We start from the raw sequence: 26,995 nt of genomic DNA, 5'->3' as shown, positions 1-26,995 counted from the left end.
ACAGCTATGAAAAATAAATCCTAGAGGAGGGCTTTATGGAGACAACGGAATCCAAAAATTTTATTGAACAGGAAATAGACAAAGATCTCAGGGAAGGAGTTTATGACCATGTGTGCACGAGGTTTCCGCCGGAGCCAAATGGGTACCTGCACATCGGCCATGCGAAATCCATTCTCCTGAATTATGGACTTGCAAAGAAATACAATGGCGAATTCCATATGCGTTTTGATGATACAAATCCGACAAAAGAGAGAATGGAATTCGTGGAATCTATCAAAGAAGATATCAAGTGGCTTGGAGCAGACTGGGAAGATCATTTATACTTTGCTTCCGATTATTTCGAACAGATGTATGAATGTGCTGTAAAGCTTATCAAGAAGGGAAAAGCGTATGTCTGTGACTTGACGCCGGATGAGATCAGAGAATACAGAGGGACACTCACAGAGCCGGGAAAAGAAAGTCCGTACAGGAACCGTTCTGTGGAGGAAAATCTGGAACTGTTTGAAAATATGAAAAACGGAGTGTACAAAGACGGAGAGAAAGTACTCCGGGCCAAGATCGATATGGCTTCCCCGAACATCAATATGAGGGACCCGATCCTGTACCGTGTGGCACATATGACACATCACAATACAGGAGACAAATGGTGCATCTACCCGATGTACGATTTTGCACATCCGATCGAAGATGCCGTGGAGAAGATCACGCACTCCATCTGTACGCTGGAATTTGAAGATCACCGCCCGCTGTATGACTGGGTTGTCAGAGAGTGTGAGTTTGACCATGGGCCGAGACAGATCGAGTTTGCAAAACTTTACCTTACAAATGTTGTGACTGGCAAGCGGTATATCAAAAAGCTGGTGGAAGAAGGCATCGTAGACGGATGGGATGATCCGCGTCTTGTATCTATCGCAGCTCTCAGAAGGAGGGGATTCACACCGGAATCCATCAAGATGTTCGTGGATTTGTGCGGGGTTTCCAAGGCCCAGAGCTCTGTGGATTACGCGATGCTTGAATACTGTATCCGCGAAGACCTCAAGCTGAAAAGACCACGTATGATGGCAGTGCTCGATCCGGTCAAACTGGTCATCGACAATTATCCGGAAGGGGAAGTGGAATATCTGGAAGCGGACAACAATCTGGAGAATCCGGAGCTGGGAAAAAGGAAGGTCCCATTCTGCAGGGAACTCTATATCGAGAGGGAAGACTTTATGGAAGAACCTCCGAAAAAGTATTTCCGTCTTTTCCCGGGAAATGAAGTCCGTCTCATGAACGCATATTTTGTGACCTGTACAGGATGTGAAAAAGATGAAGACGGAAATGTGACAGTCGTACACTGCACATATGATCCGGAGACAAAGTGCGGAAGCGGATTTACCGGACGGAAAGTAAAAGGAACGATTCACTGGGTACCGGCTCCGTACGCTGTGGAAGCCAAAGTGCGGCTTTATGAGAATCTCATAGACGAGGAAAAAGGCGTATACAATAAAGAAGACGGTTCATTAAATCTGAATCCGAATTCCCTGCAGACGAGAAAATGTTTTGTGGAACCGAATTTCCAGGGTGCGAAAGCATACGACAGCTTCCAGTTTGTACGCCAGGGATATTTCTGTGTGGATGCAAGAGATTCCAGGCCGGACGCTCTTGTGTTCAACCGTATCGTATCACTGAAAAGTTCTTTTAAACTGCCAAAATAGAAAGAATCATGAACGAATTGACTATTCATCTGGAGTCCCGTTCCGGGGCTCCTTTGTATGAACAGATTTATAACTATATCAAGAATGACATTCAGAGAGGACAGATCCCCGCAAGGGAAAAACTCCCTTCCACCCGTTCTCTTGCAAAATACCTGGAAGTCAGCAGAAGTACAGTGGAGCTTGCCTACGAGCAGCTTTTGTCGGAAGGCTATATCGAGTCCGTTCCGTACAAAGGATTTTTTGTTATGGAAGTGGAAGATCTCTACCAGATTCAGGCGATTCGGGAGCCTCGAAGGGAAGGCGGGGAGAAAAAGGAGACATGCATGTATGACTTTTCTCCCAACGGGGTCGATCTCAAGAAATTTCCTTATCATGTCTGGAGAAAGCTTTCCAAAGATGTGCTGTGCGAAGACAGGGCGGAATTATTCCGGCTTGGAGATCCACAGGGAGAATATGGACTCCGAAATGTGATCGCGGCTTACCTGCATCAGGCGCGGGGCGTCAACTGTACTCCTGAACAGATCATTGTGGGGGCTGGAAACGATTATATGCTGTTTCTTCTCCACGCTATTCTTGGAAATGGGCATAAAGCAGCTTTTGAAAATCCCACATACAAACAGGCTTACCGTCTCTTTGGGAGACTCGGCTATCCTGTCTGTACAGTAGACATGGACAAAAGCGGGATGGAAGTGGAAAAGCTTCGGAAGATGGATGCGGATATTGCCTACGTTATGCCTTCTCATCAGTATCCACTGGGAATCGTCATGCCGATCCGGCGGAGGATGGAACTGCTTTCCTGGGCAAAAGAGAAAGAAGGGCGCTTTATCATCGAGGATGACTATGACAGCGAATTCAGGTATAAAGGAAAACCAATCCCGGCGCTGAAAGGATTTGATATGGAGGAGAAGGTCATCTACCTTGGAACGTTCTCAAAATCCATTGCCCCTGCCATAAGGATGAGCTATATGGTTTTGCCGCTGCCGCTTTTGGAAGTTTATCGAGAAACGTGCCGGTTTATCAATCCAACAGTGTCCCGTGTGGATCAGATGATTCTTCAGAAATTTATAGAAGACGGACATTACGAAAGACATTTGAACCGGATGCGCGCTATTTATAAAAGCAGACACGATATACTCCTCGGATGTCTGAAACCTTTTTCACGGATCTGCAGGATCTCCGGGGAAAATGCAGGAGTTCATCTCCTTCTGACATTTGACGACGGACGAACTGAGGAGGAACTGATCAGACAGGCCAAAGAGCAGGGGATCCGAGTCTGCGGGCTGTCATCTTACGATGCCAGAGAGCAGAAAAGAGGGAAAGCATCTGTGATTTTAGGATATGCAAATCTGGAGGAAAAAAAGATTGTGGAAGCGGTGGAGATCCTGAAAAAGATTTGGATCCCATAATGTGCAAAAAAGATAAAAAATGGCTTTAAAAAACCACAGGAAAAGGGTATAATAACATGGCTGCACGATGTGCGGGACAGAATATATTAATAGATTCACAGGAGAAAAGCGATGAGAGAAGTATATGTAAGTATCAATTCTATGGAAAAGGCCAAAGGATTGAACAGCATCTTAAGACGTATGGACGGAGACTTTGATCTGATTCAGGGAAGAATGACGATCGACGGGAAATCGTTCCTTGGAATCCTGAGCCTGGATCTTTCCAAACCAATCAAGATGATCATGCACGATGCAGATGATACAGAAGTCAACGAGCTGAGTGAATATCTTGCGTAAATGGGAAAACACAGGATTTACTGTTGACACAAAGAACAAGGATGGCTTTGGCTGTCCTTTTTTGTATCGTATGTGAAAACAGAGACAAAAGAGGAAATCCAGCTTGTATCGCATAAATCCATATAGTATAATAAATAAAAAGGTCATCGGACATACGGATGGCCCGCATGGCCGAAAGGGAGGGGTTCCATGCAGGAGAAGAGCAAACTGGATATTTTGAAAGAAATTGTGGATCAAGGGCAGTATGTGGTTGTTCTTTGTGGTTCCGGAATGTTGGAAGAATGTGGCTTCCACTCTTTGAAGGATCAGAATGCGGCGTATGAGATTGAAGAAAAATACGGAAGATCACCGGAATATCTGTACACGGATGCATTTTTTAATACGAGGACAGAAATGTTTTTCGAGTTTTATAAAAATGAGATCCTTGTAGAACTTGAACCGACGGAATCCGTGAAAACCCTGGCAGCTATGGAAAAAGCAGGAAAGCTTAAATGCATTATAACAAGCAATATCTATGAACTGAGCGAGCGGGGCGGATGCAGAAATGTCATCGATCTGCATGGCAGCATTTACAGAAATAAATGCATGCGGTGCCATAAAGAATATTCGTTGGAATATATCAAGAATGCGCCGAAGATTCCGTATTGTGAAGACTGTCACGGAGTAGTACGGCCGGGAGTTTCGTTTTTCGGAGAGATGCTGGATAGTGATAAACTCTCGCGGACGCTGGAAGAGATCGAAAAGTGTGACGTGCTTCTTTTGCTTGGGACGTCGCTGAGTTCGGAAGTTTTTCACAATTACGTCCGTTGTTTTGAGGGCAGCAGGATTGTTGTCATACATACCAAACCAACCTTGATGGACGACAAGGCGGATCTGGTCATCTACGATGAGCCAAGGAACATCCTGCCTGAATTGGGATACTAAAAAAGTAAGTGGAGGAAGGCACTGTCAAATCAGTGCCTTCTTCTTTTGGAAAAAGCAATACAGACGAGGAGTAGTAACATGAATATCTTGAACTTGGAACATATCAGCAAACTATTTGGAGATAAAATGATTTTTGATGATGCGTCTTTTGGGGTGCAGGAAGGAGACAAGGTCGGGATCATCGGCATCAACGGGACAGGAAAATCTACGCTCCTTCGGATGATCGCAGGGGAAGAAGAGCCGGATGGAGGACAGATCGTAAGGCAGAATGGACTGAAGATCGCCTACCTTTCCCAGAGCCCGGTATTTGAACCGGAGGATACCGTGCTTACCTATGCCTCCGATGGGAAGGAAGATGCCTGGATCGTGCAGAGCAATCTGACTCGCCTTGGGATCATGGATTTTCAGGCAAAGATGAAAACTTTATCCGGAGGACAGAGAAGAAGGGCAGCCCTTGCCAAAGTGCTTGCGGAAGATTTCGATCTGCTTCTTCTGGACGAACCGACGAACCATCTGGATGATGAGATGATCGTGTGGCTGGAAAACTATTTGAAAAATTACAGAGGAGTTATACTCATGGTTACACATGACCGCTATTTTCTCGATAAAGTGTCAAACCGCATCTTGGAGATCAGCCGGGGGCAGTTTTACAGCTATGAGGCCAACTATTCACGATTCCTGGAGCTCAAGGCGGAGCGTGAAGAAAGAGAGCTTGCCTCAGAACGGAAACGCCAGAGTATCCTTCGTATGGAAATGGAGTGGGCAAAAAGAGGATGCCGTGCCAGAACTACCAAACAGAGGGCAAGGCTTGACAGGCTGGAGGCTTTGAAGAACGGCAGAGCTCCACTGGCAGATCAGGCGGTGGAGATGGATGCGGCAGAGACGAGGATGGGAAAGAAGACGATTGAGCTGAAGCATATCACAAAAAGTTACGGGGACAGAACAGTCATAAACGATTTTGATTATATCGTTCTTAGAAATCAGCGTCTGGGGATTATCGGTCCGAACGGATGCGGCAAATCTACCCTCCTTCGGATGATCGCAGGGGAGATAGCACCTGACAGCGGAGAAGTGGATATTGGGGAAACGATAAAAATCGGATATTTTGCCCAGGAAGTTCCAGATATGGATGAAGACAAAAGAGTGATCGATTACATACGGGATATCGGAGAGTACGTCCAGACAAAAGAAGGCAGAATCAGTGCCTCCCAGATGTTGGAACGGTTTTTATTTACGCCGGAGATGCAGTACACACCGGTGTCGAAGCTGTCAGGAGGGGAGAAAAGAAGGCTTTATCTTTTGAGCATCCTGATACGTCAGGTCAATGTCCTCCTCCTCGATGAACCATCCAACGATCTGGATATACCGACCCTCACAATTCTGGAAGACTACCTGAATTCATTTTCCGGCATTGTCATCGCCGTGTCCCACGACCGGTATTTTCTGGACAATATCGCGGACCGTATTTTTGAGATTGGAGATGGAGGGCATCTTGTTCAGTACGAAGGAGGGTATACCGACTATCTGGAAGCCAGGGAAAAGAGAAGCACCTGGAAGGCCGAGGCTGAAAAGGAAGGAGAAAAACAAGGACAAAAAGAAAAGAAAGACAGTGTAAAAACGTGGAAACAGAATCGCCCGGCCAAGCTGAAATTTACATTCAAAGAGCAAAAAGAGTACGAGACGATCGATGGAGACATCGCCAATCTCGAAGAAAAAATCCAGCAGATCGATCAGGATATGATGGCAAATGCCACCAATTCCCTCCGTCTGTCCGAGCTTTCCAAAGAGAAAGAAAAGGCAGAGCAGGCACTGGAAGAAAAAATGGAGCGCTGGGTCTACCTGAATGACCTGGCGGAGAAAATAGAGAGACAGAAAGAAGAAAAATAAAAGAAAAGTTTGTTTTTTCTTTATTTCTTTACTTGACAAAAGTGTGATTCGTTGTTACAATAAAAAAACAGAACGCACTCTGTTTTTGAAAATGAAAGTGGAGGTAAGTTTATGAGGAAACAGGTTTATTCTTTGCTGGTGGATAATACACCGGGTGTATTGAGCCGGATCGCCGGGCTGTTCAGCAGACGTGGGTACAGTATTGACAGTATCACGGCGGGTGTCACGGCGGATGACCGTTTTACAAGAATTACGGTTGTGGCAAGCGGAGATGAAATGATTCTTTCACAGATTGAGAAGCAGGTAAGAAAGCTGGAGGATGTGATCGAAATCAAGCTTCTGAAAGATGAGGAATCGGTATACAGAGAGCTGATTCTCGTAAAGATCAAAGCGGATGCGGCGATGCGTCCGGGAATCATCGCTACAGCGGACGTTTTCCGTGCTAAGATTATCGATGTGGAGAAGGAATCCCTCATCATCGAGCTTACCGGGGCTCAGTCAAAGATCGAAGCATTTTTGAATCTTCTGGATGGGTATGAGATCCTGGAACTTGCAAGGACCGGAATTACCGGACTCTCCAGAGGAAGCCAGGATGTGACGGACGCTGATGAGATCATGAGGAAGAAAGCAGAGTATGAAGGACTGTAGACTGTAATATGCAGCAAAGCTGAAGGGGAAGCCCTTTGACGAATATAATTTCAGAAATCAGGAGGAGATTAGAAATGAACAAACCAAAAATTTACTATCAGGAAGACTGCAATTTATCTTTGCTGGAAGGAAAAAAGATCGCTGTGATCGGATACGGAAGCCAGGGGCATGCACATGCATTAAACCTGCAGGAATCCGGATGTGATGTGGCTGTCGGCCTTTATGAAGGAAGTAAATCAAAAGCCAAAGCAGAAGCACAGGGCGTCAAAGTCATGACAAATCAGGAAGCTGCAAAATGGGCTGATATCATCATGATCCTGATCAACGATGAACTGCAGGCTGATATGTATAAAAAAGATATCGAGCCAAATTTGGAAGAAGGCAAGATGCTCATGTTTGCGCATGGCTTTGCCGTACATTTCGGACAGATTAAACCTCCGGCAAATGTGGATGTTGCCATGATCGCACCGAAAGCTCCGGGCCACACAGTAAGAAGTACATATGTGGACGGACAGGGCGTTCCGGCTCTTGTATGTGTAGAACAGGATGCCACAGGCAAAGCTCTTGATCTCGCTTTGGCATACGGTGCTGCCATCGGATGTGCGAGAGCAGGTCTTCTTACAAGTACATTCCAGATCGAGACAGAGACAGACCTCTTCGGAGAACAGGCAGTTCTCTGTGGTGGTGTATCTGCCCTTATGCAGGCTGGATTTGAGACTTTGGTGGAAGCAGGATATCCGGCAGAAAATGCATACTTTGAATGTATCCATGAAATGAAACTTATCGTTGATCTGATCTACCAGAGCGGATTTGCAGGAATGAGATACTCTATCTCCAACACAGCGGAATATGGCGATTACATTACAGGACCGAAGATTATCACAGAAGATACAAAGAAAGCGATGAAGAAGATTCTTGCAGATATCCAGGATGGAACATTTGCAAAAGACTGGCTGCTGGAAAACAAGATTGGGGCACCTCACTTCCATGCTATGAGAGCAAAAGGCGCTCAGCATGAATCTGAAGTCGTAGGAGCTGAACTGAGGAAACTTTACAGCTGGGCTGAAGATGACAAGCTGATCAACAACTAACAGAAAGAAATAAGATGATAAAGCCAGGCGCAGAAGACAACGTTGCTTCTGCGCCTGTTTACCATCAAAAAAAGAACAGGCTCTGACGGTTTGAGACTGTTCTTTCTTTTTTGTCATACTATATCACTATATGGATTACGCGATAGAGTTAACAGCTTTTGTGAGACGGGAAATCTTTCTTCCACATGTATTTTTGTGGTATACTCCTTTTCCGCCAGCTTTGTTGATTTCAGAAATTGCAACGCTCAGTGCTTCTTTTGCAGCAGCAGCATCATTCTTAGCAACAGCTGTTTCCACTTTTTTCACGCAAGTTTTTACTTTAGATTTGATAGCTTTATTTCTGGCAGTTCTAGTTTCAGCAACTAAAATTCTTTTCTTTGCGGATTTAATGTTAGCCATGACCTACACCTCCAACCTTGGCAAATTCGTTTCTCGTTCTCGTCAGGTCCGGACACGGACGTCCTGACGAAGCATACTCATTCATTTTAGTCCAGGAAATATATTATGTCAATACATATTTCCATTTTTTTTTGAGAAACTAAGGGGAAATGAAAAAAGTAAGCGAGGGAATATCATGGTTGAAAAGTACAGTATCCGGACGGATCTTGCATTGGAGGACAAGGAACGGTTTGAAGAAGAAAACGTGGAGGTACAGGGAGTTGTCCTGGAAGAAGAATATGACGAAGAATGGGAAGTGAAGACGACGACTGTGCGGATCCAGACGGAAAACGGGGCAAAGACGATGGGCAAGCCGGCAGGGACATATATCACGATGGAAGCGCCGAATATGGCGGTGCCGGATGAAGAGTATCACAGTGAGATTTCCGAAAAGATCGCAGACTGTATAAAGAAACTGATGAACGGAAAAAACTGTAAAAAAAGAGGGGAAGACTGGTCTGTTCTGATCATCGGTCTTGGAAACCGGAATGTGACGCCGGATGCCCTCGGGCCTTATGTGGCTGATAATCTCAACATCACAAGACATATCGTAAAGGAATACGGGAAATATGCCATGGGGAAAGAAGAAGTCACATTGATCAGTGCGCTGGTCCCTGGGGTAATGGCACAGACAGGAATGGAGACGGTGGAGATCATCAGGGGCGTTGTAAAAGAGACGGATCCGGATGTGATCATTGCGGTGGATGCCCTGGCGGCCAGAAACTCCAAACGCCTGAACAGGACGATCCAGATCGCGGACACCGGCATCAATCCGGGATCCGGAGTGGGTAATCACAGGAATGCTATCACACAGGAAAGCGTGGGAGTCCCGGTCATCGCCATCGGTGTTCCTACTGTGGTGGATGCGGCCACGATCGTCAATGACGCGATGGAAAATCTCATGGAAGAGATGGAGCACTCCGAAGCGTTAAAAGGAGTTGGCGTCGTCCTTCAGGGATATCATGCAGCTGAAAAGTATGAGCTTGTGAGAGAGCTGATATCTCCCCATCTCAATGGAATGTTTGTGACGCCAAAAGATATTGACGATACGGTAAAACGGATCAGTTTTACCATCTCAGAGGGGCTCAATATGCTTTTTGCAGGAAAGGAACCGGCGGAATAAAACGGAACAGCCGGACATATAGTGTTAAGACACGGAAAACATGGATACAGAAAGCGGAGTGAGGCGTTTGGATCGGAAAATGCGGTTTCATAATCTCCTCGTAGGAGGGGCATTGTGCGCAGTGAGCGGATATATCATCCTTGGCGGCAGCCAGAACGTATGGGATAATATGAGAGACAGGATAGGACGGGCAGCACAGGAGGGTGCGGAGAACATGGTTTTTCCGGCCCTCGTCTATTATGGAAAGCAAGGTGGGAGGGACATGAAAGAATGGGTCACAAGCCAGGCTATGCAGATGGTGCCTCTTGGGGATTATGTGAATGCAGAAGAAGTGACGGAGACAGAGATAGAGGATATGGAAACGTACGAGATGCTTCTGAAAAAAGAGGCGGAAGATGAAAATGAAGTAGATGAAAACGGAAAGCTGATCGAGAAAAATCAGGAGACTACAGAGGAGCAGCCCAAGGAGACGAGTCAGCAAGCCAAAGTGGACAGGGAAAAGCTGAATGACTATGAATATCTGACGAGCCACTACTATACGATCGACAGTACAACGATGACAAGCCCCGAGGAGCTTAATGCGAAAAATCTTCTGGCAAAAGACATGAAGTTTCAAAAAGGGATGGATGGACCGAAAATTCTCATCTACCACACACATTCCCAGGAAACATTCGTGGACTCTGTAAAGGGGGATGACTCTACTTCCATCGTGGGGATAGGGGATTACCTGGCAAAGCTTCTGAATGAAAAGTATAAGATAGGGACGATACATGACAGAGGCGTCTACGACATCATCGACGGAAAGCTGGATCGAAGCCAGGCGTACGAATTGTCCGGAGCTGCGGCGGAGAAAATCCTCAAAGAAAATCCTACTATTGAAGTAGTCATCGATTTACATAGAGATGGGGTAAATGAAAATACGCATCTGGTAACAGAAGTAAATGGTAAACCGACGGCAAAGATTATGTATTTCAATGGCCTTTGCAGAACACGTGCCAACGGAAATATACAGTATTTTTCCAACCCGTATATCCAGGATAATCTGGCATTTTCTCTTCAGATGAAGCTGGATGCCGACGAGCATTATCCGGGCTTTACGCGAAATATCTATCTCAAAGGTTATCGGTACAACATGCAGCTTGTGCCGAAGATGCTTCTTGTGGAGGCTGGTGCCCAGACAAACACCGTGCAGGAGATGAAAAATGCCATGGAACCTCTGGCGGAATCTCTTGCCAGAGTACTCACATAAGGGGAAAAGAGGCACAAATCTTTTGCCTTGAATCGAATGTCTGTTTGTGATACACTGGTAAAAGTATGAAAAAATGGAAAGGGAGAATACAATGGCAAATCATGTGACATATGATGCAGACAGCATAACGATACTGGAAGGTCTGGAAGCAGTTCGGAAAAGACCGGGAATGTACATCGGAAGTGTCGGGACAAAAGGGCTCAACCATCTTGTGTACGAGATCGTTGACAATGCAGTGGATGAGCATCTTGCAGGTTACGGCGACCGGATCGAAGTGACGCTGGAAAAAGACGGGTCTGCCACTGTCTCTGACAATGGACGGGGAGTGCCGGTCGGTATGCATCAAAAAGGAGTATCCGCTGCCCGCATCGTGTACACGACGCTGCATGCGGGCGGGAAATTTGACGATGCTGCGTATAAGACAAGCGGAGGGCTTCATGGGGTTGGTTCCTCCGTCGTCAATGCGCTTTCCGAATATATGGATGTCAAGATCAGCCGTGACGGAGCGATCCACCATGACCGGTATGAAAGAGGAGTGCCGGTGGTTGAGCTTTCGGATGGACTTCTTCCTGTTGTCGGGAAGACAAAAAAGACCGGGACAACAGTAAATTTCCTGCCGGATGCGGAGATTTTTGAAAAGACAAGGTTTCGGGAAGAAGAAATCAAAAGCAGGCTTCACGAGACGGCGTACTTAAATCCTGCCCTCACGATCGTTTTCAGGGACAAACGGAAAGATCCCGAGGAATGTATCGCTTACCATGAGCCGGACGGGCTGATCGGTTTTATAAAAGATCTGAATAAAAAAAGTGAAGCAGTTCACGATCCCGTCTATTTTAAAGGAGAGGCAGAAGGGATTGAGGTGGAAGTTGTGTTCCAGTATGTCACGGAGTTTCATGAGAATATTCTGGGCTTCTGCAACAATATTTATAATGCCGAGGGAGGAACTCATCTTACCGGATTTAAATCCACTTTTACCACGATCATGAACCAGTATGCGCGAGAGATCGGAGTGTTGAAAGAGAAGGATGACAAGTTTACCGGAACAGATATCCGAAACGGGATGACGGCCATTGTCTCGGTAAAACATCCGGATCCACGGTTTGAAGGACAGACAAAAACAAAGCTTGACAACCAGGATGCGTCGAGAGCTGTTGGAAAAGTGACAGGCGAAGAGATCGTTCGGTATTTTGACAGGAATCTTGAAGTGCTGAAGAATGTTCTGGCCTGCGCGGAGAAAGCGGCTAAGATCCGGAAGACGGAAGAACGGGCAAAGACGAATCTTCTGACCCGTCAAAAGTATTCTTTCGACAGCAATGGGAAACTTGCAAACTGCGAGAGCAGAGACGCAAAAAAATGTGAGATATTCATTGTGGAAGGGGATTCTGCCGGCGGATCCGCAAAGACTGCCAGAGACCGCATGTACCAGGCCATCCTCCCGATCCGGGGAAAGATACTCAATGTGGAGAAGGCAAGTATCGACAAAGTCCTTGCCAATGCTGAGATCAAGACGATGATCAATGCCTTTGGCTGTGGGTTTTCCGAAGGGTACGGAAACGACTTTGACATTACAAAACTCCGGTATGACAAGATCATCATCATGGCTGATGCAGATGTAGACGGAGCGCATATTTCCACCCTTCTGCTGACTCTTTTTTACCGCTTTATGCCGGAACTGATCTACGAGGGCCATGTATATATTGCCATGCCGCCTCTTTACAAGGCTATGCCAAAGAAGGGGAAAGAAGAGTATCTGTATGACGACAAAGCGCTGGAGAGGTACCGGAAACGTCAGACCGGACCGTTTACTCTCCAGAGATACAAAGGGCTCGGGGAGATGGATGCCCAGCAGCTTTGGGAGACGACGCTGGATCCGAAGACAAGGATCTTAAAGCGGGTAGAGATCGAGGACGCAAGGATGGCGTCCAGCGTGACGGAGATGCTGATGGGAACAGAAGTACCCCCGAGACGGACTTTTATCTATGAAAACGCCCGCGAGGCGGAGCTGGATATATAACTGTTATAGAAAGAAGAAGTGAGGAAGATACATGAGCCAGAGTGAAAGAGAACAGATCATTCGGACGGAATATTCGGATGTCATGAAAAAATCGTATATCGACTACGCCATGAGCGTGATCATCTCAAGGGCGCTCCCGGATGTGAGGGACGGCCTGAAACCGGTACAGAGAAGAACGCTCTACGATATGTATGAACTTGGGATCCGTTACGACAGGCCATACCGGAAATGTGCCCGTATCGTCGGGGATACGATGGGTAAATATCATCCTCACGGGGACAGCTCCATCTACGATGCCCTTGTTGTCATGGCACAGGAATTTAAAAAAGGGATGGTACTTGTGGACGGACACGGAAATTTCGGATCCATCGAGGGCGACGGCGCAGCTGCCATGCGATATACGGAGGCAAGGCTTGCCAAGATTTCCCAGGAAGCGTTTCTTTCCGATCTGGACAAGGATATTGTAAATTTTGTGCCGAACTTTGACGAGACGGAGAAAGAGCCGGAAGTACTGCCAGTGCGTTTTCCGAATCTTCTCGTAAACGGTGCGGAGGGGATCGCAGTTGGAATGGCCACCAGTATTCCTACACACAACCTGGGTGAAGTGATCGATGCTGTCAAGGCCTATATGAAAAACAATGCCATCACGACAAAGCAGCTGATGAAATATATCAAAGGACCGGACTTCCCTACAGGGGGGATCGTTGTCAATCAGGACGACCTTCTTGGAATCTACGAGACCGGAACAGGAAAGATCAAGATCCGCGGGAAAGTAGAGACAGAGGAAGGAAAAGGAGGACGCAAGCGTCTTGTGATCTCCGAGATCCCATATACGATGATCGGAAGCGGAATCGGGAAATTTTTAAACGATGTGTGTGCCCTTGTGGAAACAAAGAAGACGTCGGACATTGTCGATATTTCCAACCAGTCCTCCAAAGAAGGCATCAGGATCGTCATCGATGTTAAGAAAGACGCGGATGTGGAAAATCTGAAAAATATGCTTTACAAAAAGACGAAGCTGGAGGACACATTTGGCGTCAATATGCTCGCAGTGGCAGACGGGCGTCCGGAGACGATGGGACTTCGCAGGATCATAGAGCATCATGTGGATTTCCAGTTTGAGATTGCCACACGGAAATATCAGACCCTGCTCAGGAAAGAGCAGGAGAAGCGGGAAGTTCAGGAAGGACTTATAAAAGCCTGTGATGTGATCGATCTGATCATCGAAATCTTAAGAGGAAGCCGCTCCGTAAAAGATGCCAAGGCTTGTCTTATGTACGGCATTACCGATTCAATCCATTTTAAGACCAAAGTGTCCGAAAAGATGGCAAAGCTCCTTTCCTTTACAGAGCGCCAGGCGACAGCAATCCTGGAGATGCGTCTTTATAAGCTGATCGGGCTGGAGATGGAAGCGCTTGTAAAAGAGCATGAGGAGACAGTGGAAAAGATTGCCAGATACGAGAAAATCCTGAATGATTACGATGAGATGTCGTCTGTCATCATCGAAGATCTGAATCGGCTGAAAAAAGAATATGCCGTAAAACGAAAGACTTCCCTGGAAAATGCTGAGGAGATCGTTTTAAAGGAAAAGAAGATCGAAGAGCAGGAAGTTGTTTTTTTGATGGACCGCTTTGGTTACGCGAAGACGGTAGACGCTTCGGTTTACGAAAGAAACAAGGAAGCAGCAGATGCGGAGAACAGGTATGTGATCCGCTGTATGAATACCGGAAAGATCTGCCTATTTACCGGACAGGGGCGGATGCACCAGATCAAGGTTATGGATCTCCCGCACGGACGATTTCGGGATAAAGGACAGCCGGTGGACAATGTGAGCAACTTTGACAGTACGAAGGAGGACATCGTCTTTCTCGTGCAGGAAGATCTGCTTGGAGAAGAAAAGCTCCTTTTTGTCACGAAGGACGGTATGATCAAACTGGTGGACGGAAAAGAATTTATTGTCTCTAAACGAACTACCGCAGCTACAAAGCTGCAGGATGAGGACGAGCTCCGGACAGTCTGTCCGGTGCAGGGAGCAGACTATGTAGTTCTCCAGACTGTAAACGGATATTTCCTCCGGTTCCCGGCAGGGGAAGTGTCTGAAAAGAAAAAAGGAGCCATCGGGGTCCGTGGAATTCGGCTGCAGAAAAAAGATGAGGTGGAGGCTGCCTTCGTATTTTCCGAAGGAGAGGATATAAGGGCAGTGTACAAAGAAAAAGAAGTGGTCCTGAACCGTCTGCGCATCGGAAAGAGAGACACTCAGGGAGTAAAGCAGCGAACATAAATGATACAAACATAATAGCGAATGTAAAAAGCAATGTCTGAACAGAAAGGGCATTGCTTTTATTTTTCCCGCCTTGTAAAGAAAACTTAACAATATGGATTGAAAGCGTTACGAAGGTTTTACACAAGATTTACCCGGCTGTGATAGAAGGAATATTTATTATAAAAGGACTTGAGAAAAACATCTTGGAAAAACAAGATCAACTAGCAGCGAAATAAAAGAACATATACGGAAAGGGGCATATCACATGCTGGAATTGAAACATATCAAAAAATCGTTTGACGGCGTACCGGTTTTAAGGGATATCAACCTGGAGATCGACAGCGGGGAAATCGTGTCTATCCTCGGACCGTCAGGATGCGGTAAGACAACACTTTTGAACATCATACTTGGGCTTACACAGGCAGATGCAGGAGAAATGCGGTTTGATGAAGAAGACATCTTACATGTACCAATGGAGGAACGGGGGTTTAATATCGTATTTCAGGATTATGCTCTGTTCCCGAATTTGAATGTGCAGCAGAATGTTACATATGGACTGCGCAACAAAAAGGACATTGCGACAGCCAAGGAAGTGTCCGGCCTGATCGAACTTCTCGGTCTGAAAGAGCATCTTGGGAAAAAGATTGAACAGCTCTCCGGCGGACAGAAACAGAGAGTTGCCCTTGCAAGGACCATGGTCATGAAGCCGAAGATCCTTCTTTTGGACGAGCCGCTGAGTGCTCTCGACGGTGTGATCAAGGAATCCATCAAAAGCAAGATCAAGGAAATCGCAAGAGAGTACCATCTCACGACGATCATCGTCACACACGATCCGGAAGAGGCGCTGACACTCTCCGACAAAGTCTGCATCATGAACCAGGGAACTATCGCTCAATACGGAAGACCGGAAGATATCATCAACGCGCCGGAAGAAGAATTTGTAAAAACATTTATCCTGAAGCAGCTTGAGATAAAGGGAATATATATTGTCGCCCTCATCGTCTTTCTGGCGTTTCTGTTCGTGCCGCTGGTCGTGCTGTTTCGTCAGGCCTTGGAAGGAGACGGAGGAGTGACGCTGGCGAATTTCGGCGAGATGCTTTCACAGAAGGGATTTGGAACGGCTGTGGCAAACAGTATGTCGGTTTCTGTCACAAGTGCAGTTGCAGCCACGCTTTTGGCATTCCTTTTGGCGTACACGATCCATTACACAAATGCACCGCGTCCGTACAAGAAATTCATCCGATTGGCCGCACAGCTCCCAATGCTCCTGCCGACCATCACATACGGGTTTGCGATCATCTATTCTTTTGGAAAACAGGGGCTTTTGACAAGACTTTTTGGAAGACAGTTGTTTGACATATACGGATTCAACGGACTTGTGATAGGATATGTCATCTACACACTCCCGGTATCTTTTATGCTTCTGTCCAACACAATGGAATACATTGACAAAAAGTTTATCGTAGTATCAAGAATCATGGGCGACAGCCCGGCAAAGACGTTCCTTCAGACGATCATAAGACCGCTTCTTGGAACATTTGCGGCATCTTTCGTACAGTGTTTTTTCCTTTGCTTTACGGATTACGGTATCCCGGAATCGGTAGGAGGAAAATTCGAAGTTGTGGCGACAGTGCTGTACAACGAAATGCTGGGAAGTATTCCGAACTTCAGCAACGGGGCGGTCGTGGCGATCATCATGCTGATCCCGTCGGTTGTCAGCATCGCTCTTTTGAAATTCCTGGAACGGTACAATATCCGGTACAACAAGATTTCTGTTGTGGAATTAAAAGAAAACAAAGTCAGGGACATCCTCTGTCCTGTGGCGACAGGAATTGTTTTCCTCTGCGTGTTTGCAGTGTTTGCGGTAATCTTCATTATGCCGTTCATCGAAGAATGGCCGTACCGGGCAGTGTTCACACTGGAGCATTTCCAGTCGGTATTCCAGGACAATACCTTGACGGCAGTATATAAAAACTCACTGTTTGTGGCGTTTATGACAGCGGTGGTAGGACTTCTTCTTACATATGGATGTGCCCTTGCATCTGCCAGAAGCAATCTGAAAGGGCGCACAAAACAGGTTATTGAAAGCACCGCTCTTGTGACAAACACAGTGCCGGGGATGGTCATCGGTATCGCGTACATGCTCGTATTTTCAGGGACTTCTCTTCAGAATACGTTCATTCTGATCATCATCTGTAATACGATCCACTACTTCTCGACACCGTATTTGATGATCAAAAATGCGCTGATGAAACTGAATACATCATGGGAAGCGACGGCAAAACTGCTTGGAGATTCCTGGAGCAAGACACTTATCCGCATCATCACGCCGAATATGACATCCACACTTCTTGAAGTGTTCGGATATTATTTCGTAAATGCGATGGTAACAGTCAGTGCGGTTATCTTTATCGCAGGGGCAAAAACCATGGTCATTACGACAAAGATCAAAGAGCTGCAGTACTTCATGAAATTCAATGAGATTTTCGTACTGTCTATCTTGATCCTCTTAACAAACCTCTGTATGAAAGGGGTGCTTTACCTCCTGACAAGCAGGAAGAAAGCAGATATCAAAGTGAAAAAGGAGAAAAAAATAATGAAAATGAAAAGTGTGACAGCAATGTTTATGGCATGTATGCTTGCCGGTTCCGTTTTTCTTGGAGGATGTGCAGGCGGAAATGCAGCAGCGGGGGACAGCGACGATAAAGTCATCATCTATTCCAATGCAGACGAAGAAGCAGTGGATGCGATGAAAAAAACGCTGGATGAAAATGGATATGAAAATGAGTATGTATTCCAGACATTCGGTACTTCTGAGCTTGGCGGGAAGCTGATCGCGGAAGGAAAAAACCTGGAAGCAGACATGGTAACGATGAGTTCCTTCTATCTGGACAGCGCACAGGAACAGAACGAAATGTTCAAAGACCTGACATTTGATTACTCTGTGCTGAGTGAGAACGACAGTTCTTCTTTCTATGCACCGATCACAAAGCAGGAAGGAGCTATCATTGTCAACACAGAACTTTTGAAAGAAAACGGACTTGACACTCCGACATGTATCAAAGATCTTGCGGATCCGCAGTACAAAGGTATGCTGTCTGTGACAGATGTAAAAGCGTCATCCACAGCATGGCTTTTGATCCAGGCCATCGTAAGTGAGTACGGCGAAGATGGAGCGAAAGAAGTTCTGAAAGGAATCTACGACAATGCAGGGGACAATATCGAAGACTCCGGATCTGCACCGCTTAAAAAAGTACGTGCAGGGGAAGTGGCAGTAGGATTTGGACTTCGCCATCAGGCTGTTGCGGACAAAGAGGAAGGACTTCCGATCGACTACGTAGATCCTACAGAAGGAAACTTCTCCCTGACAGAATCTGTGGCTGTACTTGACAAAGAAGACAGCAAAAAAGCAGACAAAGCAATGGAGATGGCACAGTGCATCATTGAAAACGGAAGAACAGAACTTCAGAAAACATACCCGCTTGCGATTTACGAGGGAGAAGAAAATGCATCCAACCAGTCCGCATATCCGAAGGTATATCCAGAAAAACTGACAGCCGACCTTCTCGAAAAGCGTCATGAACGTTATGCAAAGAACAACAAGATCCTGATCGAAAACCTGGCAGAGCTTGGAATCCGTCCATATGTAGGCGCCGACGTACAGGGACCGATCATCACGACATTCTATTATCCGGAACATCATCATTTTTCCTTCCAGGAGATGTATGATTACATCAAAGAACGCGGATATGCGATCTACCCGGGAAAAGTTACGGATGCAGATACTTTCCGTATCGGAAATATCGGGGAGATCTATCCGGAAGACATGGTAAAACTTACCGCCATCATTTCAGAATTTTTAAAGGAGACAAACTAAGATGAAATACGAAGCAGTTATCTTTGACTGGGCAGGCACGACGGTAGATTACGGTTGTTTCGCACCAGTACAGGCATTTATCGATGCATTTAAAGCGTTCGGTATCGAACCGACAGTAGAAGAAGTAAGAGGACCGATGGGGATGCTCAAGATCGACCATATCCGGACCATGTTGAAGGGAGAAAGGATCGCCGGACTGTGGAGAGAAAAGTATGGAAAAGACTGGACCGAGGAAGACGTCCATGCAGTCTATGAACTCAGCGAAAAGAAAATCTTCGAGATTCTGCCAAACTTTGCGGATCCGAAGCCGTACGTTGTGGAGACAGTAGAAAAACTCAGAGAAATGGGACTGAAGATCGGTTCTACCACCGGCTACACGGATGATATGATGACCATTGTTGTGCCAAAGGCGGCAGAGAATGGCTATGCGCCGGACTGCTGGTTCAGCCCGAACTCCACAGGAAATACCGGAAGGCCATATCCATATATGATTTTCCGCAACATGGAAGAGCTGAAACTTTCCGATGTACGTAAGGTCATCAAAGTCGGAGATACTGTTTCCGATATCAAAGAAGGAAAACAGGCAGGTATGGAATCTGTCGGAGTTCTGGAAGGAAGTTCTGTCCTTGGACTTTCACAAAAGGAATACGAAGCACTTTCTGACGCTGAAAAAGAAGAGAAACTCAAAGAGGCGGAGAAGACATTTATGGAAGCAGGCGCAGACTATGTGATCCGTGATATCCGTGGTTTGCTTGACATTCTTTGCAAAAATGCTTGATTTTGGCGTAAAAGAGTGTTATAGTACATATAGTTACATAAGAAATCGGCAGAAGAGTGGACGTTTCGTTCACTCTTCTTTAGTGCATGGGAAAGTTTTCAGACATGCCGGGAAAACAAGAGAAAGGATGTTGGGATTGTCAAAAAGAGAACACTATGAACAGAGAACAGAAGAGCTGCTGATACCTATCCTCGAGACTCATGGATTTGAACTGGTGGATGTGGAGTACGTCAAAGAGGGAAGTACATGGTATCTGAGAGCGTACATCGATAAACCGGGCGGGATCGCCATCAATGACTGCGAGGTGGTAAGCCGCTCGCTTTCAGATGTATTAGATGAAAAAGATTTTATAGAAGACAGCTATATTCTGGAGGTTAGTTCTCCGGGACTTGGAAGACCTCTGAAAAAGGAACGGGATTTTGAGAGAAGCCTTGGAAAAGAGGTGGATATCCGGACATACCGGATGATCGACCGCCAGAAGGATTTTACAGGAACGCTGGAGAGCTATGACAAAGATTCGGTTACGATCCGGTGCGAGGACGAATCCAGCATGACCTTTGATAAAAAAGACATTGCCCTGATAAGACTGGCATTTGATTTTTAAGTTTAGGAGGAAACGAAAAAATGAGTACAGAATTAATGGAAGCACTGACAATACTCGAGCAGGAAAAAGATATCAGCAAAGAGACAATGCTGGACGCCATTGAAAATTCTCTGATGAATGCCTGCAAGAACCATTTTAAGAAAGCGGACAACATCAAAGTCGTGATGAACCGGGAGACCTGCGATTTCGCCGTCTATGCGGAAAAGACTGTAGTGGAGGAAGTGGAAGATCCGGAAGAAGAGATCAGCCTTGTAAACGCGAAGATGATGGATTCCAAATATGCGCTTGGCGATATCGTGCAGGTGCCGATCGATTCCAAATCTTTTGGCCGGATCGCGACGCAAAATGCGAAAAATCTCATCCTCCAAAAGATAAGGGAAGAAGAACGTAAAGTCGTTTACGATCAGTATTTTGAAAAAGAGAAGGATATTGTGACAGGTATCGTACAGCGGTATGTCGGCAAAAATATCAGCATCGATCTCGGGAAGGCCGATGCGATGCTCACAGAAAACGAGCAGGTAAAAGGCGAAGTGTTCCGGCCGACAGAGAGGATCAAACTGTATGTAGTGGAAGTAAAAAATACGACAAAAGGGCCAAAGATCCTTGTTTCCCGTACCCATCCGGAACTTGTAAAACGACTCTTTGAAGCAGAAGTGACGGAAGTAAAAGACGGAACAGTAGAGATCAAGAGCATCGCAAGGGAGGCAGGTTCCCGTACAAAGATCGCTGTCTGGTCCAATGATCCGGACGTAGATCCGGTGGGCGCGTGCGTCGGAATGAACGGACAGAGGGTCAACGCCGTAGTAAACGAACTGCGCGGAGAAAAGATCGACATCATCAACTGGAGCGACAACCCGGCGATCCTTATCGAAAATGCGCTGAGTCCGGCCAAAGTTATTTCAGTTGCTGCAGATCCGGATGAGAAGACAGCAAGCGTCATCGTGCCGGACTACCAGCTTTCCCTAGCCATCGGAAAAGAAGGGCAGAACGCGAGACTTGCGGCAAGACTGACAGGATATAAGATCGATATCAAGAGCGAGACACAGGCCATCGAATCCGGGGAACTTCCGGAAAACTACATGGATCTCCCGATGGAAGAGGGCGTGTACGAAGAAGATATTTACGAGGATGAGTATGATGAATAAAAAGATCCCAATGCGCAAATGTGTCGGATGCGGGGAGATGAAAAATAAAAAAGAACTTCTGCGTGTCATCCACACGAAAGAAGGGGAATTTCTCATCGATACGACAGGGAGAAAGAACGGAAGAGGAGCCTATCTGTGCTTCTCAAAAGAATGTTTTCACAAGGCAGTCAAGAGCAAAGGACTTGAGCGCTCCTTTAAACAGGCGATACCAAAGGAGGTATACGAGGAGCTGGAAAAGGAGATGGAACAGATTGAAACAAGATAAGATCCTGTCTCTGTTAAGTCTTGCCACAAAAGCCGGAAGGACAAAGAGCGGCGGGTTTCAGACAGAGCAGGCAGTAAAAACAGGGACAGCGTTCCTGGTCATTGTGACAGAAGATGCATCGGAGAATACAAAGAAAAAATTCCGGAATATGTGCAGCTTCTACGAAGTGCCAATCTATTTTTATGGAGATAAAGATACCTTGGGGCATGCAATGGGAAAAGAATTCCGCACCTGCACGGCGGTTATCGACGCCGGGTTTGCGGACGGACTGAGAAAACAGCTTGAAACGAAAGAAAAAGAAATTGCATATAGGAGGTAGATTGATGTCAAAAGTGCGAGTACATGAATTAGCAAAAGAAATAGATAAAACGAGCAAGGAAATAATGGATTACCTGAAAGCGGGCGGGGCTGATATCAAAAGTCATATGAGTTTTCTGACCGAAGGACAGGTAGAAGATGTAAAGAAAAAATTTGCATCCGGAAGCCGTCAGGCAGAAGCACCAAAGAAGAAAACCATTGTGCAGGTGTTCCGACCACAGAACACACAGGGGGGACAGAGACGCCAGGGTGGCAGAAATGCCCAGAGAACCAATGGAGTTGCACAGGCAGGGAAGACAGGAATGGAGAAAGAGACAGGAAAGAAAGAGATGAATGCTCAGGAGAGAGGACGTGACGGAAGCCGTCAGGGAAGAGATTTCCGCAATGACCGAAACCGTTCCGACAGAAGAGAACAAAGAGGAGAAGGACGTGACGGAGGCCGTGGAGGAAGAGATTTCCGCGGGGAAGGAAACCGTCCGGACAGAAGAGAACAAAGAGGAGAAGGACGTGACGGAGGCCGTGGAGGAAGAGATTTCCGCGGAGAAGGAAACCGTCCGGACAGAAGAGAGCAAAGAGGAGAAGGACGTGACGGAAGCCGCCAGGGAAGAGATTTCCGCGGGGAAGGAAACCGTTCTGAAAGAAGAGGGGACAGACGCGACGGAGGCCGCCAGGGAAGAGGAGACCGCGACGGAAGAAACAACGGACCGTCCATTCCGGCACCGATGGTGGTAGAACAGAAGCCGCAGAGAAAGGCATCAAAAGACAATTACAAAAAGAAAGAATATGACCGTGACGAAGAGCGGGAAGGAAAGATGAGCCAGAAGCCGGGCAGAGGCAAGAAAAACAACATGCCGGTAATGGAAAAACCGCAGCCGAAACAGGAAAAACAGGAAGAACAGATCAAGCAGATCACGATCCCTAAGATGCTGACGATCAAAGAACTGGCGGACGCCATGAAGATCCAGCCATCAGCTATCGTGAAGAAACTGTTCCTTCAGGGCAAGATCGTGACAGTAAACCAGGAGATCGATTTCGCCACAGCAGAAGAGATCGCAATGGAATTTGACGTGCTGTGCGAACAGGAAGAAGAAATCGATGTGATCGAAGAGCTCTTAAAAGAGGAAGAAGAGGACGAAAAGAAGATGAAGAAACGTCCGCCGGTAGTCTGTGTCATGGGACACGTAGACCACGGAAAAACTTCCCTTTTGGATGCGATTCGTGACACGAATGTGACGGACAGGGAAGCTGGAGGAATTACCCAGCATATCGGTGCGTCAGTTGTCAATATTAATGGAGAAAGCATCACATTCCTTGATACGCCTGGTCACGAAGCATTCACAGCCATGCGTCTGAGAGGAGCATGCTCCACAGATATCGCAGTTCTTGTCGTGGCTGCCGACGATGGTGTCATGCCGCAGACAGTGGAAGCCATCAATCACGCGAAGGCAGCGGGTGTAGAGATCGTCGTTGCCATCAACAAGATCGACAAGCCAAGCGCCAATATAGAACGTGTAAAACAGGAACTCACAGAATATGAGCTGATTCCGGAAGACTGGGGCGGAAGCACTATCTTTGTTCCGGTATCTGCCCACACAAAAGAAGGAATTTCAGAACTTCTGGAAATGATCCTTCTCACAGCAGAAATGATGGAGCTCAGAGCAAATCCAAACAGGAGAGCGAGAGGTCTTGTCATCGAAGCGCAGCTTGACAAAGGAAAAGGACCGGTGGCTACTGTTCTCGTACAGAAAGGAACGCTCCGGATCGGAGATTCCATTGCTGCAGGATCTGCATACGGAAAAGTCCGTGCCATGATGGATGACAAGGGAAGACGTGTCAAAGAAGCAGGACCGTCCACGCCGGTAGAGATCCTCGGATTCAGCGATGTACCGAATGCAGGCGAAGTCTTTGTGGGATGCAAAAATGAAAAAGAAGCGAGAAACTTTGCAGAGACATTCATCTCTCAGAACCGTGTGAAGATGCTGGAAGAGACAAAGTCCAGAATGTCTCTGGACGATCTGTTCAGCCAGATCCAGGAAGGAAACTTAAAGGAACTCAACATTGTGGTAAAAGCCGATGTTCAGGGATCCGTGGAGGCGATGAAGCAGAGTCTTCTGAAACTTTCCAACGAGGAAGTGGTTGTGAAGATCATTCACGGCGGAGTAGGAGCCATCAACGAATCAGACGTGATGCTTGCATCCGCATCCAACGCCATCATCATCGGATTCAACGTCCGCCCGGATGCGGCGGCAAAAGAGTCCGCAGAACGGGAAAATGTGGATGTACGTCTCTACCGTGTCATCTACAATGCGATCGAGGATGTAGAAGCGGCCATGAAGGGTATGCTGGATCCGGTATTCGAAGAGAAGGTACTCGGACACGCAGAAGTTCGCCAGACATTCAAGGCGTCAGGAGTCGGAACCATTGCAGGATCTTATGTGCTTGACGGCGTGTTTGAGAGAGACTGTTCTGCACGTATTGTCCGCGACGGCATCGTGATCTTTGAAGGAAAACTGGCGTCTCTGAAACGTTTTAAAGATGACGTCAAGGAAGTAAAAGCAGGATACGAATGTGGTTTCGTATTTGAGAAATTCAATGATATCAAGGAAGGCGACCAGGTAGAAGCCTTCAAGATGGTAGAAAAACCAAGATAGGAAGAGGAATATGAGAAAAAACAGTATTAAAAATACAAGGATCAATTCCGAAGTCCAGCATGAACTTTCCAACATTCTGCGCAGGGGTCTTAAGGATCCCCGGATTGCGGAATTTACATCCGTCGTTGCGGTGGAAGTGGCGCCGGATCTGAAGACATGTAAGGCGTATATCAGCGTTCTCGGGGACGAGGAGGCACAAAAAGATACGCTGAAAGGACTGAAAAATGCGGAAGGCTACATCCGCAGGGAGCTGGCCAGGACACTGAATCTGCGAAATACGCCGGAGATCCGTTTTATCCTGGATCAGTCCATCGAGTACGGTGTAGCCATGTCAAAAATGATCGATGATGTAACAAGAGGTCAGAATCAAGAGGATGAATAAAATGCTGAATTTGGATGAAATACTGGCAGGTGCAAAGACCGTCGGTATCGCAGGACATGTGCGGCCGGACGGTGACTGCTGCGGATCCTGCCTTGCACTTTGTCAATATATCTGCAGCTATTATCCGCAGATCAAAGCGGATGTGTATCTGGAAGAGATACCAAATTCGTTCCGGTTCCTGAAAGGAGCTGACTGTATCCGGCACGAGGCTTCCGAAGATCAGACATACGATGTGTTTTTTGCGCTGGACTGCGGAGATGCAAAACGGCTTGGGTTTGCTGAATGCCTGTTTGAACATGCAGGACAGACAGTATGTATTGATCACCATGTGAGCAATCAGATGTTTGCTGATCACAATGATATCGAGCCGGACGCAAGTTCCACATCGGAACTTGTCTACAACCTGATGGAAAAGGAACGCATCACGAAAGAGATCGCAGAAGCACTCTATCTCGGAATCGTCCATGATACCGGAGTGTTCCAGTATTCCTGCACAAAGCCTTCCACCATGGAAGCGGCGGCAGAACTTCTGAGAAAAGGAATCCATGCATCCGAGATCGTGGAAAAAACGTTTTATGAAAAAACATACGAGCAGAATCAGGTACTCGGAAAAGCTCTCCTTGAGAGTATCCGTCTTATGGACGGCCAGGTTATCTTTTCTTATATTACGAAGGCCAGCATGGAATTTTTTGGGGTAAAGGCAAAAGATCTGGAAGGGATCGTAAGCCAGCTTCGGCTCACGAAAGGCGTGGAAGTGGCAGTCTTTCTCTATGAGCTCCAGAAAGGCGAATTTAAAGTCAGCCTTCGTTCCAAACAGAAGGTAGACGTGAGCAAAGTGGCACAGTATTTTGGAGGCGGCGGCCATGTCAGGGCAGCAGGTCTGACGATGCGTGGGACAGCACATGATGTGATCAACAATGTCATGCGTCTGATCGCTCCGCAGCTGGAGGATGAGACAGCATGATCGACGGTATCATCAATGTAAGAAAAGAAAAAGGATTTACTTCCCACGATGTGGTAGCGAAACTTCGCGGGATCACACGCCAGAAAAAGATCGGCCATACAGGGACGCTTGATCCGGATGCCACAGGTGTCCTTCCGGTGTGTTTTGGAAAAGCTACGAAGCTGTGCGACATGCTCACGGAGAAAGAAAAAGCGTACGAGGCAGTGCTGCTTTTGGGAAAGACGACAGATACCCAGGACATCTCGGGAGAAGTGAAAAAAGAGTGCTCTGTGGAGGGAATCACGCAAGATCAGGTCCGGGAGACAATTCTCTCCTTTGTCGGGGAGTACGACCAGATCCCTCCGATGTACTCTGCGCTCAAAGTCAATGGGAAAAAACTCTACGAACTGGCGAGGGAGGGCGTGGAGATTGAGAGAAAACCGAGAAAAATCCAGATCCACCGTATTGAGATCCGTGAAATCAACCTTCCGGAAGTACGGTTTGAAGTCTGGTGCTCCAAGGGGACATATATACGGACCCTCTGTAATGATATCGGAGAGAAGCTCGGATGCGGGGGATGTATGTCCTCACTCATCCGGACAAAATCCGGAATTTTTACCCTGGAAGAGAGCAAAAGCCTTGATGAGATCGAGACATGCGTACGGGAAGGAAGGATTGAAGAAATTCTAGTACCGATAGACGCGATGTTCCCGGATGTGCCAAAGGTATTTGTAAAAGAAGGGGAGGAAAAAAGCGTATACAACGGAAACGCATTGACGAAAAGACAGCTGGAAGAAAACACAATGCCTCAGAGCCAGGAGCGGATCCGTGTATACCAAAAAGACGGCCTGTTTCTTGCGCTGTACCGCTATGACAGCAAAGAAAACAGATACAAGGTAGAAAAAATGTTTTACAGTCCCAGACAGCAATAGGACAGCGGGGCATGGAAATGAGGA

At 46.8% G+C, this 26,995-nt stretch carries 22 protein-coding genes; 21 read left to right on the top strand and 1 reads right to left on the bottom strand.

Going from position 1 to position 26,995, the window contains the following annotated elements:
- Positions 1 to 35 precede the first annotated feature (35 nt).
- From FLB61_RS05875 to ilvC, 7 genes are all read left to right on the top strand, one after another.
- Complete coding sequence (locus tag FLB61_RS05875; RefSeq protein WP_087199015.1) at positions 36 to 1,697, top strand: glutamine--tRNA ligase/YqeY domain fusion protein; 1,662 nt, start codon at positions 36 to 38, stop codon at positions 1,695 to 1,697.
- 8 nt (positions 1,698 to 1,705) lie between these two features.
- Entirely contained in the window at positions 1,706 to 3,103 is a 1,398-nt protein-coding gene (gene pdxR / locus FLB61_RS05870) for a MocR-like pyridoxine biosynthesis transcription factor PdxR (RefSeq protein ID WP_221919646.1), read from the top strand.
- 111 nt (positions 3,104 to 3,214) lie between these two features.
- Positions 3,215 to 3,439, top strand: a complete 225-nt coding sequence (locus FLB61_RS05865; RefSeq protein WP_087199019.1) for a hypothetical protein — start codon at positions 3,215 to 3,217, stop codon at positions 3,437 to 3,439.
- A 189-nt stretch (positions 3,440 to 3,628) separates the two neighbouring features.
- Positions 3,629 to 4,363: an SIR2 family NAD-dependent protein deacylase gene (locus tag FLB61_RS05860; RefSeq protein WP_221919645.1), complete on the top strand. Its 735-nt coding sequence runs from the start codon at positions 3,629 to 3,631 to the stop codon at positions 4,361 to 4,363.
- 78 nt (positions 4,364 to 4,441) lie between these two features.
- Positions 4,442 to 6,250, top strand: a complete 1,809-nt coding sequence (locus tag FLB61_RS05855) for an ABC-F family ATP-binding cassette domain-containing protein (RefSeq protein ID WP_221919644.1) — start codon at positions 4,442 to 4,444, stop codon at positions 6,248 to 6,250.
- Positions 6,251 to 6,361: 111 nt separating this feature from the next.
- Positions 6,362 to 6,898, top strand: a complete 537-nt coding sequence (gene ilvN, locus FLB61_RS05850; protein WP_087199026.1) for an acetolactate synthase small subunit — start codon at positions 6,362 to 6,364, stop codon at positions 6,896 to 6,898.
- Between the two features lie 74 nt (positions 6,899 to 6,972).
- Positions 6,973 to 7,989: a ketol-acid reductoisomerase gene (ilvC, locus tag FLB61_RS05845; RefSeq protein WP_087199028.1), complete on the top strand. Its 1,017-nt coding sequence runs from the start codon at positions 6,973 to 6,975 to the stop codon at positions 7,987 to 7,989.
- A gap of 135 nt (positions 7,990 to 8,124) precedes the next feature.
- Here the strand turns inward: ilvC and rpsT are convergent, their stop codons facing one another.
- Positions 8,125 to 8,388 carry a 30S ribosomal protein S20 gene (rpsT, locus tag FLB61_RS05840; RefSeq protein WP_087199031.1) on the bottom strand — a complete coding sequence of 88 codons (264 nt, stop codon included), beginning with the start codon at positions 8,386 to 8,388 and terminating at the stop codon, positions 8,125 to 8,127.
- Between the two features lie 175 nt (positions 8,389 to 8,563).
- Between rpsT and gpr the strand changes: the two genes are divergently transcribed.
- The 14 genes from gpr to truB all read left to right on the top strand — a co-directional run bounded on the left by gpr (position 8,564) and on the right by truB (position 26,971).
- The gene (gene gpr, locus FLB61_RS05835; protein WP_221919643.1) at positions 8,564 to 9,550 is read left to right on the top strand and encodes a GPR endopeptidase; all 987 of its coding nucleotides are present in this window, start codon (positions 8,564 to 8,566) and stop codon (positions 9,548 to 9,550) included.
- A gap of 79 nt (positions 9,551 to 9,629) precedes the next feature.
- Positions 9,630 to 10,799 carry a stage II sporulation protein P gene (gene spoIIP / locus FLB61_RS05830; protein WP_221919673.1) on the top strand — a complete coding sequence of 390 codons (1,170 nt, stop codon included), beginning with the start codon at positions 9,630 to 9,632 and terminating at the stop codon, positions 10,797 to 10,799.
- A 91-nt stretch (positions 10,800 to 10,890) separates the two neighbouring features.
- Complete coding sequence (locus FLB61_RS05825; protein ID WP_221919642.1) at positions 10,891 to 12,813, top strand: DNA gyrase/topoisomerase IV subunit B; 1,923 nt, start codon at positions 10,891 to 10,893, stop codon at positions 12,811 to 12,813.
- A gap of 31 nt (positions 12,814 to 12,844) precedes the next feature.
- On the top strand, positions 12,845 to 15,094 hold the full coding sequence (locus tag FLB61_RS05820; protein ID WP_087199036.1) for a DNA gyrase/topoisomerase IV subunit A: 2,250 nt from the start codon (positions 12,845 to 12,847) through the stop codon (positions 15,092 to 15,094).
- Between the two features lie 247 nt (positions 15,095 to 15,341).
- Positions 15,342 to 18,953, top strand: coding sequence for an extracellular solute-binding protein (locus tag FLB61_RS05815; protein ID WP_221919641.1), 3,612 nt, complete (start codon positions 15,342 to 15,344; stop codon positions 18,951 to 18,953).
- A 1-nt stretch (position 18,954) separates the two neighbouring features.
- Entirely contained in the window at positions 18,955 to 19,731 is a 777-nt protein-coding gene (gene phnX, locus FLB61_RS05810; RefSeq protein ID WP_221919640.1) for a phosphonoacetaldehyde hydrolase, read from the top strand.
- 136 nt (positions 19,732 to 19,867) lie between these two features.
- On the top strand, positions 19,868 to 20,335 hold the full coding sequence (locus FLB61_RS05805; protein ID WP_087199257.1) for a ribosome maturation factor RimP: 468 nt from the start codon (positions 19,868 to 19,870) through the stop codon (positions 20,333 to 20,335).
- Between the two features lie 20 nt (positions 20,336 to 20,355).
- Positions 20,356 to 21,480, top strand: coding sequence for a transcription termination factor NusA (nusA, locus tag FLB61_RS05800; RefSeq protein ID WP_087199043.1), 1,125 nt, complete (start codon positions 20,356 to 20,358; stop codon positions 21,478 to 21,480).
- Positions 21,470 to 21,745: an RNase P modulator RnpM gene (gene rnpM, locus FLB61_RS05795; RefSeq protein WP_087199045.1), complete on the top strand. Its 276-nt coding sequence runs from the start codon at positions 21,470 to 21,472 to the stop codon at positions 21,743 to 21,745. Before nusA ends, rnpM begins: the two co-directional genes overlap by 11 nt.
- Complete coding sequence (locus FLB61_RS05790; protein WP_087199047.1) at positions 21,732 to 22,064, top strand: L7Ae/L30e/S12e/Gadd45 family ribosomal protein; 333 nt, start codon at positions 21,732 to 21,734, stop codon at positions 22,062 to 22,064. The genes rnpM and FLB61_RS05790 overlap by 14 nt, the downstream gene beginning before the upstream one ends.
- 4 nt (positions 22,065 to 22,068) lie before the next feature.
- A complete protein-coding gene (gene infB / locus FLB61_RS05785; RefSeq protein ID WP_221919639.1) occupies positions 22,069 to 24,714 on the top strand; it encodes a translation initiation factor IF-2 in 2,646 nt (881 codons plus the stop codon).
- Positions 24,715 to 24,724: 10 nt separating this feature from the next.
- Positions 24,725 to 25,096 (top strand): 30S ribosome-binding factor RbfA, encoded by a 372-nt coding sequence (gene rbfA, locus FLB61_RS05780; protein ID WP_221919638.1) that lies wholly within the window; start codon positions 24,725 to 24,727, stop codon positions 25,094 to 25,096.
- Between the two features lies 1 nt (position 25,097).
- Positions 25,098 to 26,060: a DHH family phosphoesterase gene (locus FLB61_RS05775; protein WP_330625513.1), complete on the top strand. Its 963-nt coding sequence runs from the start codon at positions 25,098 to 25,100 to the stop codon at positions 26,058 to 26,060.
- On the top strand, positions 26,057 to 26,971 hold the full coding sequence (gene truB / locus FLB61_RS05770) for a tRNA pseudouridine(55) synthase TruB (protein ID WP_087211385.1): 915 nt from the start codon (positions 26,057 to 26,059) through the stop codon (positions 26,969 to 26,971). The genes FLB61_RS05775 and truB overlap by 4 nt, the downstream gene beginning before the upstream one ends.
- Positions 26,972 to 26,995: the final 24 nt, after the last annotated feature.

The organism is Sellimonas caecigallum, assembly GCF_019754295.1.
Classification (GTDB): Bacteria; Bacillota; Clostridia; order Lachnospirales; family Lachnospiraceae; genus Sellimonas; species Sellimonas caecigallum.
Note: the sequence above shows the minus strand (reverse complement) of the source record. Positions and strands in the feature narration are given on the sequence as shown.